Origin of the sequence: Providencia xihuensis (assembly GCF_041953405.1) — a bacterium.
Classification (GTDB): Bacteria; Pseudomonadota; Gammaproteobacteria; order Enterobacterales; family Enterobacteriaceae; genus Providencia; species Providencia vermicola.
In genome coordinates this window covers 397,752-410,029 of sequence record NZ_CP169565.1, presented here as the reverse complement: position 1 = coordinate 410,029, position 12,278 = coordinate 397,752, and the positions used below count along the sequence as shown (strand labels likewise).

At 41.6% G+C, this 12,278-nt stretch carries 11 protein-coding genes; 9 read left to right on the top strand and 2 right to left on the bottom strand.

Going from position 1 to position 12,278, the window contains the following annotated elements:
- Positions 1–36 precede the first annotated feature (36 nt).
- From agaW to ACE2AL_RS01775, 7 genes are all read left to right on the top strand, one after another.
- Positions 37–807 carry a PTS N-acetylgalactosamine transporter subunit IIC gene (agaW, locus tag ACE2AL_RS01805; protein ID WP_094962833.1) on the top strand — a complete coding sequence of 257 codons (771 nt, stop codon included), beginning with the start codon at positions 37–39 and terminating at the stop codon, positions 805–807.
- Entirely contained in the window at positions 797–1,684 is an 888-nt protein-coding gene (locus ACE2AL_RS01800; protein ID WP_206086815.1) for a PTS system mannose/fructose/sorbose family transporter subunit IID, read from the top strand. The genes agaW and ACE2AL_RS01800 overlap by 11 nt, the downstream gene beginning before the upstream one ends.
- Positions 1,685–1,746: 62 nt before the next feature.
- The gene (gene agaF / locus ACE2AL_RS01795) at positions 1,747–2,178 is read left to right on the top strand and encodes a PTS galactosamine/N-acetylgalactosamine transporter subunit IIA (protein ID WP_349422823.1); all 432 of its coding nucleotides are present in this window, start codon (positions 1,747–1,749) and stop codon (positions 2,176–2,178) included.
- Positions 2,175–3,347, top strand: coding sequence for an N-acetylglucosamine-6-phosphate deacetylase (nagA, locus tag ACE2AL_RS01790; protein ID WP_206086817.1), 1,173 nt, complete (start codon positions 2,175–2,177; stop codon positions 3,345–3,347). The genes agaF and nagA overlap by 4 nt, the downstream gene beginning before the upstream one ends.
- 37 nt (positions 3,348–3,384) lie before the next feature.
- Entirely contained in the window at positions 3,385–4,215 is an 831-nt protein-coding gene (gene kduI / locus ACE2AL_RS01785) for a 5-dehydro-4-deoxy-D-glucuronate isomerase (RefSeq protein WP_206086818.1), read from the top strand.
- A 67-nt stretch (positions 4,216–4,282) separates the two neighbouring features.
- Positions 4,283–5,038, top strand: coding sequence for a 2-dehydro-3-deoxy-D-gluconate 5-dehydrogenase KduD (gene kduD / locus ACE2AL_RS01780; protein WP_206086819.1), 756 nt, complete (start codon positions 4,283–4,285; stop codon positions 5,036–5,038).
- A 17-nt stretch (positions 5,039–5,055) separates the two neighbouring features.
- The gene (locus ACE2AL_RS01775) at positions 5,056–6,123 is read left to right on the top strand and encodes a glycoside hydrolase family 105 protein (RefSeq protein WP_272574377.1); all 1,068 of its coding nucleotides are present in this window, start codon (positions 5,056–5,058) and stop codon (positions 6,121–6,123) included.
- A gap of 179 nt (positions 6,124–6,302) precedes the next feature.
- Here the strand turns inward: ACE2AL_RS01775 and ACE2AL_RS01770 are convergent, their stop codons facing one another.
- Positions 6,303–7,022: an oligogalacturonate-specific porin KdgM family protein gene (locus tag ACE2AL_RS01770; RefSeq protein WP_206086821.1), complete on the bottom strand. Its 720-nt coding sequence runs from the start codon at positions 7,020–7,022 to the stop codon at positions 6,303–6,305.
- 124 nt (positions 7,023–7,146) lie between these two features.
- Positions 7,147–8,706, bottom strand: a complete 1,560-nt coding sequence (locus tag ACE2AL_RS01765; protein ID WP_206086822.1) for a sulfatase-like hydrolase/transferase — start codon at positions 8,704–8,706, stop codon at positions 7,147–7,149.
- Positions 8,707–9,613: 907 nt separating this feature from the next.
- Between ACE2AL_RS01765 and pepT the strand changes: the two genes are divergently transcribed.
- Together pepT and dcuC are read left to right on the top strand one after the other, a co-directional pair.
- The gene (gene pepT, locus ACE2AL_RS01760) at positions 9,614–10,867 is read left to right on the top strand and encodes a peptidase T (protein WP_272682097.1); all 1,254 of its coding nucleotides are present in this window, start codon (positions 9,614–9,616) and stop codon (positions 10,865–10,867) included.
- Complete coding sequence (gene dcuC / locus ACE2AL_RS01755) at positions 10,864–12,237, top strand: C4-dicarboxylate transporter DcuC (protein ID WP_206086824.1); 1,374 nt, start codon at positions 10,864–10,866, stop codon at positions 12,235–12,237. The genes pepT and dcuC overlap by 4 nt, the downstream gene beginning before the upstream one ends.
- Positions 12,238–12,278 lie beyond the last annotated feature (41 nt).

Below are 12,278 nucleotides of genomic sequence, written 5' to 3'. Positions count from 1 at the left end.
AACAACTTAACACTAAGGCGTTTAAGGAAAACTATTATGATTTATGAAGCTTCTCTTGTGGCTTTATGGGCCTTCTTTTGCGGTATAGATAAGTATGACGTTGCACTCAATATCCACCGCCCGCTGATCACAGGGCCTGTAGTTGGCCTGATTATGGGTGATATGCAAGTCGGTTTAATTGCAGGTGCAACATTAGAATTAGCTTGGCTTGGGCTTGTTCCAAATGCTGGGGCTCAGCCACCTGATGTCACTTTAGGAACTATCGCTGCTGTTGCATTTGCCATCATGACTAACCAGTCACCAGCGGTAGCTATGGGGATCGGAATGCCAATTGCCGTTCTCATGCAAATGATCATTATCGGGTTTTTCGCTATCACCGCATTCACCATGGGGAAAGCTGATCGCTACGCGGAAAAAGCGGATGCAGCTGGGATCTCCCGATTATTAATCGCCACAATTACCGTTCGTTCTTTACTCTATGCGATCGTCGCCTTTGTAACAGTTTACTTTGGTGAACACGCAGCACAGTGGATTGATGAAAACACGCCAAAAGTGCTCCTCGAAGGCTTAGGTATTGGGGCGAAAATGGTTCCAGCAATTGGTTTCGCTATGCTGTTAAAAATCATGTGGTCAAAAGAAGTGGCTGGCGTGTTCTTTGTTGGTTTCGTTATGACCACTTATCTCAAACTACCAATTATGGCCGTAGCAATACTCGGTGCATCTGCAGCGGCACTGTATTACTTCTTCAGCGGTAACAACAACAAGAATAACTCACAACAAAATGAGGATTTTGAAGATGGTATCTGATAACAAAACTGCAGTAGAAACCAAAAACTTACCAGCGGAATCCTACGTTGATGGCATTGATGAGTATCAAGATACCACTGTCCGCAAAGTCATCACGAAAGGCGATCTATGGCGTTGTGCTTTTCGCGGGCTATTTATGGAGGGTAACTTTAACTTTGAACGTATGCAGGGGGGAGGATTTGCATTCTCCATCATCCCAGCACTACGCAAAATTCATGGTAATAACAAACGTGATTATGCAACCGCACTGAAAAACCACTTACAGTTTTTTAATGCGAGTCCAAAATTATTTACTTTCTTACTTGGTACTGCTGTTGCCATGGAAGAAAACAAAGAGAAGCCTTCTACTGTTAACGTCATGAAAGTAGCGGGTATGGGCCCAACAGGTGGAATTGGCGATGCTATCGACCATATGACATTGATGCCACTGACTTTAGCGTTAGGTGCATCTATCGCAATGGAAGGCTCAATTGCTGGCCCATTCGTTTTCTTCTTTTTGTATCAAATTGTTCACTTTTTTGTCTATTTCGGCTTGATGTTCATGGGCTATCGCGCAGGTACTGCAGCGATGGTTAACATGAGCGACGCAACAGAAAAACTGGCTAAAGCCGCTAACATCATGGGTATTTTTGTGATTGGAGCACTTTCCGCCACTTTCATAAAGGTACAAACCACCGCCGCAGTCGAGGTGGGTGGCAAGGTGGTCGAACTACAAACCGCCTTGTTCGACAAAATCATGCCTAACTTGCTCCCTCTGTGCCTTGTCTTTTTGATGTTCAAAATGGTGAAAGGGACTGGTTTCTGGGCAAAACCACCAGTACTTATCTTCTCTGTCTTAGCCTTCGGTGTTATTGGCCATGTACTTGGTGTGATGTAACAGAATCGTATTAAATTGTTTTTAGGTGGGTAACTAAGTTACCCACCAGCAAGGAGTTGTAAATGATTGGTTTGATTGTTTCTGGACACATTAATTTTGCAAGTGGCATGGCTTCCGCAGTTAAAGCCATCGCAGGTGAACAGGAAAATATGGTGTTTATTGATTTTGTTGAGGCCCTTTCTCCCAACGAATTGGAACAACAAATGCGAGCAGCAATGGACACCATGAATTGTGAACATGTGCTTTTTCTCACCGACCTTCCTGGTGGAACCCCTTGTAATCGCGCTATGGCAATTATGATGGAAGATAAATCCGTTGAAGTTTTAGCTGGCGTTAATCTGCCGATGATCGTCAATGCGGCATTAGAGCGTGAAGGCGTTGATACAAAAGAACTTATTTCTATCTTACACGATATTGGCACTAGCAGTATTCAAGACCTACGTCAGCAACTGACTATGATATCAGCACCTGAATTTGAAGAAGATGGCCTATGAAACAGCAATATGCCATTTTAGCGGATCGCACCTTTACTCCAGAGGGAATTCGCTATCAGCAATATGTTCGAGTGTGTAACGGTATTATACAGGAAATTACGGATACCGCCCCCGAACACTGCCCAGTCATTCGTCTTGAAGGCCGCTCCTTACTACCAGGATTTGTTGATATCCATATTCATGGCCGTGCTGGTGCAGACGTCATGGATGCAAGCCAACAAGGGTTGCAAACCATTGCTGATGCATTAGTCAAAACAGGTGTTGTGGCTTGGGTGGGAACGACCGTCACCGCCCCCATGGATGATATCAAACGCGCACTAATCCAAGTGTGTGAATTTATCACCAAGCCGCAAACATCAGGCGCCCAATTAGTCGGCAGTTTTTTAGAAGGCCCTTACTTCACTGAACGTCATCGAGGATCACATCCTGTTAAGTACTTAAAGGCGCCGAGCATTCATGAGTTGGAAGACCTTGTGCAATGTGCTAACCACACCCTTTTGCGTGTAGCTGTTGCACCTGAAGCAGAAGGCGCTATTGAGGTTATTGATTGGTTAGTACAACACGGTATTAAAACCAGTGTTGCACATACTGCTGCCGATTTTATACAAACCCGCCTCGCATTTTCACATGGTGCAGATTGTGGCGTGCATCTTTATAACGGCATGACGGGTTTACATCATAGAGAGCCTGGTTGTTGTGGCGCAGTGTTGTACCACGATGTCCTTGCGGAACTGATTGCCGATGGCATTCATGTTCACCCTGTCATGATGCAGTTGGCTTATCGAATGAAAGGTTACCAACAGCTAGCGTTAATCACGGATTGCATGCGAGCTGGAGGGCTACCAGATGGTGATTATGCCCTAGGGGCACAGACGGTGAAAGTCACCCAAGGGCAAGCTCGCACTGCAGATGGTTCTCTTGCTGGTAGTACGTGCAGCCTTGATAACGCACTGCGCAATATGGTGCAACTCGCTCATGTTCCTGAGTGGGAAGCTGTACAAATGGCCACATCGGTCCCCGCTCAATACCTTGGAATTGATGACCAATTTGGCTACATCCGAGTTGGGGCTCAAGCTAATTTTGCCGTTGTTGATAATAATTTTTATCTAACAGACACATTCATCAGAGGTGAACACGTTCACTCTGTATTCGGGGATACCGACCATTAAGGTTGGTTACCTATCAGTAAATCATGAGGTATTTATAATGGAAATTCGTCAACCAATTCACAGTGAGCATGCAAAAACACTTGATACTGAAGGCTTACGCAAACAGTTCCTGATCGAGAACTTGTTCCGTGAAGGGGAAATGAATCTCACTTATAGCCATATCGATCGCATTATTGTGGGCGGCATTGTTCCAACACAAAAGCCACTCGCTCTTATGGCAGGAAAAGCATTAGGCGTTGAGTTCTTTCTTGAGCGTCGTGAACTGGGTGCAATTAATATTGGGGGGGCAGGTCAAGTTATCGTTGATGGCGAAACTTATGATATCGCACCAAAAGAAGCTATTTATATTGGTATGGGTGCTAAATCTGTCGAGTTTATCAGTAACGATGCCATTACCCCTGCACGTTTTTACATCAACAGTGCTCCTGCACACCATACCTATCCAACACGCAAAATTACTATCGAACAAGCTTCACCAGAAAAATTGGGTAATGTTGAAAATTGTAACGTTCGAACCATTTATAAATTCTTACACCCATCTATTTTACCAACCTGCCAATTATCAATGGGTATGACAGTTCTAGAGCCTGGCAGTTTATGGAATACCATGCCATGCCATACCCATGAGCGCCGTATGGAAGTGTATCTGTATTTCAACATGAAAGAAGACAACGTTGTTTTCCATTATATGGGTGAGCCTTCCGAAACACGTCACATTGTTGTTCGTAATGAACAAGCCGTCATTAGTCCAAGCTGGTCTATTCACTCAGGCGTGGGAACTGCGGCTTATACATTTATATGGGGAATGGTTGGGGAAAACCAGGTATTCCACGATATGGACCATGTCGCGATGAAAGATCTGAAATAACCCTTTTATCTTTTTAACATAATAAAAAACGATGTGGCAGTACTGTCACATCGTAAGTGAGGCACAGATGAACTTATTTGATTTAACAGGAAAAGTTGCGATTGTCACTGGATGTAATACCGGTTTAGGTCAAGGGATGGCAATTGGTTTAGCCCAAGCAGGTGCGGATATTGTCGGGGTTGGTATCCAAGATGCCCCTGAAACACGTGCTCAAGTTGAAGCTTTAGGCCGTAAGTTTCACTATATTATTATGAATTTAATGGAACAAGATGGGTTACAAACTTTGGTTGATGATGCAGTATCCGCCATGGGCCATGTTGATATCCTTGTCAATAATGCAGGTATTATTCGCCGTGAAGACTTATTAGAGTTTAGTGAAAAAGATTGGGACGATGTGATTAATATTAATCAAAAAACCTTATTCTTTTTATCTCAACGCGTTGCGCGCCAATTCGTGAAACAAGGTAATGGCGGGAAAATTATTAACATTGCGTCAATGCTCTCGTTCCAAGGTGGTATTCGAGTTCCATCATACACGGCAAGTAAGTCAGCTGTCATGGGGCTCACTCGAGCACTTGCCACTGAACTTTCCCAATACAATATCAATGTGAATGCAATTGCCCCAGGTTACATGGCAACAGACAACACGGCGGCACTGCGCGCTGATGCAGATCGCAACGCAGCTATCTTAGAACGTATTCCAGCAGGCCGTTGGGGAACACCAGAGGATTTGGCGGGACCTGCCATCTTTTTAGCCTCCAAAGCAAGTGACTATATTAATGGTTATACCATTGCGGTTGATGGTGGCTGGTTAGCTCGCTAACCCATCTGGAGAAAAGAATGGAACAATCATCATTACCAAAACCATTACAACGTAATACAGTTTTAGACGATATGAAACGGGTTTACCGTTATCAATCAAAAAACCAAGTACGCAGTGTGCTTCGTCGTAGTGGCAAAACCCGTTTTATTAAAGATACGGACTGGGAACGTGGTGTTCTGTGGTCTTGTGTTGCTGCTGCATGGCAAGCAACACAGGATAACGAATATCTCGCTGGTGTATTGGATTACACATTACATACAGGATTTCGTACAGGACCTAACCCGCGATTTGCCGATGACCATGTCTGTACCCAAGCCTATTTAGCCGTAAGCTCACAATTTGATCATCCAGAAGTCCTTGAGCCCACTATTAACGCATTCAACCTTATGTTAGTTGAGCCAAAACCAGGTCGAGAGGACTGGTGGTGGTGTGACGCTCTTTTCATGGCTCCTCCCGCTTTTGCAGCATTATCTGCACATACAAGTGACAGCCGTTATTTAGATTATATGCATACTGCTTATTGGGATGCGATAGAACATTTACGAGATCCTGAAACTGGCTTAATTTATCGTGATTATCGCTATATTCCTGATGGCAAAGGTGGTGAGTTGCGTGAAAAAAATGGTGAAAAAGTATTTTGGAGTCGAGGTATTGGCTGGGTTATAGCTTCTATCCCGCGCATCTTACAATCTTTACCTGATGATTTTCCTGCTCGTCAGCAGTATGTGGATTTATTTACTCAGCTAATAGAAACTGTCATTCAATACCAACAAGAAGATGGTTTCTGGCGTACCAGTTTGCTGGATCCCCAAAGCTTTCCAGCTCCCGAAAGTAGTGCCACTGCGTTATTTTGCTATGGCTTAGCGTGGGGCTTAAACCAAGGTTTACTGGAAGAAACACACTACCTGCCTTTGCTCGAAAAATCATGGGGCGCACTGCAAAGCTGTATTCATCCCAATGGGATGTTAGGTTGGGTGCAGCTTCCAGCATTCAACCCACGAGATGTCCAGTATGACCATAATATGGATTATGGCGCTGGAGCCTATTTATTAGCAGCAAGTGAAGTTATTCAACTCAAAATTTAATTTATTAAAACCCAATTTACCATTGCTCAAGTTGTCATTTCATTAATTTATTTTTGGCCAATTTATTGGCCATTTTTCTTACTGTTTTTCGTATCATTCTTCCACTTTTATTTACATAGCCAGCAATAAAAAAACCCACGATCACTCGTGGGCATATAGTTATTTAATAGAAAGTGATATCACCAGGTATATTGAATACCCACACGGAAACGTGTTTGTCGGTCACTTGAAAATCTATTTTCTTTTACATTACCCACTTCAACAAATGGGCGCCACAAAGCACCATCATCAGCTTTGATATCATAACGAAGACGAACATTGTGTTGATAATCGAATTTCTTATCATTATAAAGAGGTTGAGCGTTGTCAGCCATTTCCCACATTAAATCTAACTGATATTGTAAATCTAAATTACCCCATTTGTAGCCGATCCAACTATCAAACTCTTGGATCTTAGAGTGATAATTACTGCCATTCTCCCCTGCTTGGCCATAATCCCATACTTTCCATTTATAACGGCCTTGCAAACGAATGCCATTATCGAATGTATAATTTAAACGAACATAAGGAACATACACTAGACCTAATTTATCAAAATCAAGAGAAGCACCAACTAGTCCCACTAAATTTGGGTTCAATTTTTTATAATAAAATGCTGAGAATTCGGAGCCATCAATTTTCATTGCATCATAGGCACCATCTTTATTCCCATAACGAGCATCTAGTTCAAATCCAATATTTTTCCCTGTATCCAAAAAAGCCTTAATTCTATCTCCACTTTTTCCTGATGCATCTAAATATTGATGGCGATACTCAATTGTTGTTTTATAGTTATTTGCAAGAGCATATTGTGATGAAATTGAAAGTAATACTGCACTAGCAATAATTAATTTTTTCATTATCTTTATTCCAAAGCTGTGTACTATTTAAGCACGAGGATAGTGATTCCCTGTTTTATTAGAGAATAATATTTTCATTTTTTTAAATTAATGCCACCTAGTTTATTAGGTGGCAAAAAATGATTTATTTAACTTCACAAGCTGAAACTTTTTTATTTAATTTATTTGTTGTTGCTGTAATGAATTCTGTTGGTCTCCAAGAATCACCCGTTTTTTCTAACCATGGTATGAGCTCATCTTTAATTAATTCATCAATAATTGGCTTATTTTCGTCTGCCACATTTTTCATTTGATAAGGGTCGTTTACATTATCATAAAGCGTATATTTCAATGGTTGTCCATCTTGGCGGTCAATAACCAATGTATGTGTTTTCGTTCTTACGCCACGTTTACCAAACGAAGGTTCACCATAAGGAATAAATAAATAAAGTTGAGAATTGGCGACTTCACCTTCACCAGTAACGACACGCTCAGCTAAGTTACTGCCTTCAACTGAGCCAGGGATCCACTGCTCTAACCCCAATAAGCCTAGGATCGTTGGATAGATATCTGGTGCTGACATTAATGCATCATCTTGTCCTGGTTTAATTTTACCTGGCAAGCGGAACATCATCGGAACACGCATCGATTCTTCATATGGGTTATTTTTCGTCGGTTGGCCATTTGCACCAAGACAACTCCCATGATCCGAAAAGAAAACGACTAGTGTATTATCTGCAAGCCCTTGTTTTTCAAGCTCATCAACAATACGACCAAATTGTTCATCGACGCCGTTTACCATTGCCAGATATTCTTTAAAATATTGAGGGCCGTAACCTTCTTGGTATTCCGTATCCCATTTAACATTCTGCCGAGTATTTAACTCTTGTGATGTTTTTCCTTTATAGACATCGAGATATTTTTGTGGAACTTGGTCATACGGTGAATGTGGGGGGTTCATTGAAACAACCAGCGCAAATGGCTTTGTATTGTCACGATATTGCCCATTTTTATTCTGTAAGAATTTTATGGCCATATCCGCTTCATGTTCTGGTCCCCATTGGTCGACATAAACAGGTTTTTCACGTGGCGTATCGTTAGCCCAATACATTGGCTTCATATGCAGGTCATATGTCCCATAGGAGTACCAAAAATCAAAGCCATGGCGGCGATTTGGCGCTGCCCATTCATTCCAATAACGCCCTTCCATCGGGTTGTTATAACTTTCAATAAAAGGGGCGTATGGCGCATCTAAATGCCATTTACCAATATAACCTGTGCTGTAATCTAGTGATTTTAATACATCAGACCAACAATTAGCATAAGGCGATAAATCAATCCCTACCTTTCCGCCATAATCATGTGCATTGCCAGTGATACCATTACGAACAGGATATTGTCCTGTCATAAACATGCCACGGAATGGAGAACATAATGGGTAATTTGACGCCATTTGCGTCATGACTTTCGCCTGTTTGGCAAACTTATTTAAATTAGGCGTAATTGACGGATCTTCTCCCATAAATTGTAGCGCATGGGCACGCATTTCATCAGGAAATACTATCAATAAATTAGGCGCATTATCAGGCCGATAAGGTGTACCGTTTGAAGGTTTTCCTTCATTGGCTAAAATGGGACTAGAAACCGATATTGCTGCACCGCTGGCTGCTAATCCTTTTATAAAGGTTCTTCGCGAAACAGTCATTGCTTCATCCTCTTTTTGTTTACGTTTTCTTTCGTTTTTGGTTAATACATATTATTTATACTTTTACATAAGATCAAAAAGTAAGTGATCGAAAATACCAAAATTCAAGTAGAGATCACAAAAAGTAAGCAATTCATCGAAAATAAGTCGATTACCTCGCTGTAAAAAGATGATAACAACTTAGGAGAAAATAACCATAATCAACTGATTTTTAATAAAAATTAATAATTCAGAGATACTGAGCACAAAAGTGGAATTTTGCTTTGAAATTACATAGCAAGTGGTAGTTAAACAGTCGACAGCAAGTTTTCATTTACTTTCAAATAAGGGGTAGATAGAGGCAATGTGAAACAATACAAAGAAAAATTTTTATCACTACCCTATAAAAATCAACCAATATAAGGGGCATTATAAAATTTATTCAATTATCTAAATGAAAGATAAAGAAATAAAATGTCAAAATATGATTTTAAGCATTCATTCCATCTACTTTTCTATTAATGTTGTTAAATTAAAATTGTTTTTATTTTTAGAATAAATTATCTTTTAATTACCTAACAAAAATATATATTAATTAAATTTAAGATAGAGCGAGTTTAATACTAGGTGTTAAATAAAATATACATTATGAAAGAATATTATCACGTATCAATATCAATAATTTAACAATGCAAAGTTAGGAAAAATAAGGTAGGAATAAAGTCGCTCATTTTAATTCATTATACGAATAATGCCACTATTAATTATCAATTTTATATTCTCACTAGCATTTCTTAGAAAAATTCAACAGGTCTGATATTCAAAATATCTTTAGTTGTGATACAAGAATAATACTGTGAAATGAAATTACAGTCACAGATATAACTAATGTAAAACGCATTCTATAAGATGCTGGGGAATTAAAAGAATGAATATTGTTGAGCGGTTTATTTCTTACACCAAAATTAACACCACCACTGATAGGGAAAAGGGCGCGGCAGGAATTATGCCATCCTCAGAAGGGCAACGTGTACTTGCGAAACAACTGGTTCAGGAGCTAGAGGCTCTGGGCGTTGAAGATATTAAATTGCGTGACACTGCCATTGTCACCGCCACACTGCCCTCTAACCTTGATTACGACGTCCCAACTGTCGCATTTTTTGGGCACTTAGACACAAGTGCAGAACAAACTAATGATACTAAAGCACAAATATTGCCTTATACCGGCGAAGACTTGTGTATGAACAAAGAACTGAATATTTACTTACGTAAGAGCGACTTCCCTGAGCTAGTCAATTACATTGGCGATGACATCATTGTCACCGATGGAACCAGCTTATTAGGTGCTGATGATAAAGCGGCTATCGCATCTATCATGGATATGCTGCAGTACTTCAAACAAAACCCTGACGTAAAACACGGAACCATCAAAGTTGGTTTTGTACCTGATGAAGAACAAGGCCTGCGCGGTGCAAAAGTGTTTGATGTTAAAGAGTTTGGTGCAGACTTTGCCTATACTCTCGACTGCTGTGGTATTGGTGAGTTAGTGTATGAAAACTGGAACGCAGGGGATGCAGAAATTATCTTTACAGGTAAATCTGCCCACCCAATGTCTGCAAAAGGTAAATTAATCAACTCATTACTGATGGCACAAAAATTTATTGCCATGTTACCTGGGGGTGAAGCACCCGAATATACCGAAGGGCGTGAAGGCTACTACTGGGTTAAACAAATGTCAGGAAACAGCGCGCGTACTGTGTTAAAAATGGACGTTCGCGATTTTACTGAAGAAGGCTACCGTGCACGTATGGCTTTCTTGAAAAAACTGGCTGAAAACTGTGAAGACCTGTGGGGCAAAGAAAGCGTCGTTTGCAAATTAGCCGACCGCTATTCAAATGTGTATAACAGCCTGCAAGGTGATAACAGCTATCCGATTGATATTGCTGTTGATGCTTACCAAGCTTGCGGAATTACACCGAAAGTTATTCCAATGCGTGGGGGTTATGATGGTGCGGCATTGTCGCAAAATGGCTTACCTTGCCCGAATATTTTTACTGGCGCTCATAACTTCCATTCAATCTATGAATACCTCCCAGTAAAATCTCTGTACGCAGCAAGCGATGTTCTGAAACAAGTGGTCCAAATTACGGCTGAACGCTTCAAACCAGGAGCGAAAGCATGATCCCAATTCTAACGGTTCTGATTATCGTTGTTTTGGTTGCGCGGTTTATTTTGAAGGGCTACAAAGCAGAACCTGTGTTACTCATCGCGGGTTTAGCACTGATGATCTTCACCATGGCACTGGGTTGGGGGCCAATCCTGCCTAAAAACGTCGCAACAACAGGGATAACCTGGCTCGATCCATTTGAAGTAATGCGTGACCTTTTCAGTAGTCGTGCGGCAGATCTTGGTTTGATGATCATGGCTTTGATGGGCTTTGCACAGTATATGGACCATATCGGTGCAAATGAAGCCGTTGTTCGTGTTGCCACTAAGCCACTGAAAAACATGCGTTCGCCATATGTGTTGCTGTTTTTCTCTTTCTTATTGGCAAGTATCCTACAACTGGCAATCCCGTCAGCAACTGGTCTTGCTGTATTACTGATGGGAACCATGTTCCCGATAATGATTGGCTTGGGTTTATCCCCTGCATCCGCGGCTGGGGTTATTGCAACCTCCCTCGGTGTTGCATACACACCAACCGCCATCGATGCGATTCGTGGCGCAAAAGCCGTTGATATGTCTGTCGTTGAATATGTCCTTTACTACCAAGGCCCTGCGGCATTAGCCACTGTGCTGGTGGTAGGTATTACACATATTTTCTGGCAACGTCATTGTGACCGTAAACAAGGCTTTGTGCCTGAAATCGGTAAAGCCGTTCAATCCAATGAGAAAGCTGAAAGCAAAAAATCCGTTCCAGGATACTATGCATTTCTTCCTATGCTACCAATCGTGATGGCGGTCGGTACATCCAATCTATTCTTTGCAGGTATTCACTTAGATGTGGTGACCATTGTATTGATTGCGATGGCAATTTGTATGGTGATTGAAACCCTAAGAGTACGTAATTTTAAATTGGTATGTAATGGCTTTCAGACGTTCCTTAACGGAATGGGACATGCTTTTAGTAACGTTGTTGGCTTACTCGTTGCAGCTGGGGTATTTGCTCACGGTATCAAAGTCAGTGGTGCGATTGACCAACTGATTTTAGGGGCGGAATCAGTCGGCTTACCGCCATTTGCTATGGCGATCGTCTTTGCCCTAGTGACACTTGCTGCCGCAATTATCATGGGCTCAGGTAATGCGCCATTCTTAGCGTTTGTGGAGTTAATTCCGCAAATCGCACACAGCATGGGCGTGAACCCGATCTCGATGATCCTACCGATGCAACAAGCTTCCCATATGGGTCGTGGTATGTCCCCAGTAGCAGGCGTGATCATTGCCGTATCCAGTGGAGCAAAACTACAGCCTTTCGATGTGGTGAAACGAACGGCGGTACCGCTGATGGTCGGTTTTGTTGCACACTGTGCAATCATTGGTATCTTCTATTAGTCTGTATGACTATGAGTCACAAAATAGAAAAGAGGGAGAAA

Coding starts and splice junctions, on each gene's coding strand:
- agaW (WP_094962833.1), top strand. CDS start 37: ATGATTTATGAAGCTTCTCTTGTGGCTTTATGGGCCTTCTTTTGCGGT.
- ACE2AL_RS01800 (WP_206086815.1), top strand. CDS start 797: ATGGTATCTGATAACAAAACTGCAGTAGAAACCAAAAACTTACCAGCG.
- agaF (WP_349422823.1), top strand. CDS start 1,747: ATGATTGGTTTGATTGTTTCTGGACACATTAATTTTGCAAGTGGCATG.
- nagA (WP_206086817.1), top strand. CDS start 2,175: ATGAAACAGCAATATGCCATTTTAGCGGATCGCACCTTTACTCCAGAG.
- kduI (WP_206086818.1), top strand. CDS start 3,385: ATGGAAATTCGTCAACCAATTCACAGTGAGCATGCAAAAACACTTGAT.
- kduD (WP_206086819.1), top strand. CDS start 4,283: ATGAACTTATTTGATTTAACAGGAAAAGTTGCGATTGTCACTGGATGT.
- ACE2AL_RS01775 (WP_272574377.1), top strand. CDS start 5,056: ATGGAACAATCATCATTACCAAAACCATTACAACGTAATACAGTTTTA.
- ACE2AL_RS01770 (WP_206086821.1), bottom strand. CDS start 7,022: ATGAAAAAATTAATTATTGCTAGTGCAGTATTACTTTCAATTTCATCA.
- ACE2AL_RS01765 (WP_206086822.1), bottom strand. CDS start 8,706: ATGACTGTTTCGCGAAGAACCTTTATAAAAGGATTAGCAGCCAGCGGT.
- pepT (WP_272682097.1), top strand. CDS start 9,614: ATGAATATTGTTGAGCGGTTTATTTCTTACACCAAAATTAACACCACC.
- dcuC (WP_206086824.1), top strand. CDS start 10,864: ATGATCCCAATTCTAACGGTTCTGATTATCGTTGTTTTGGTTGCGCGG.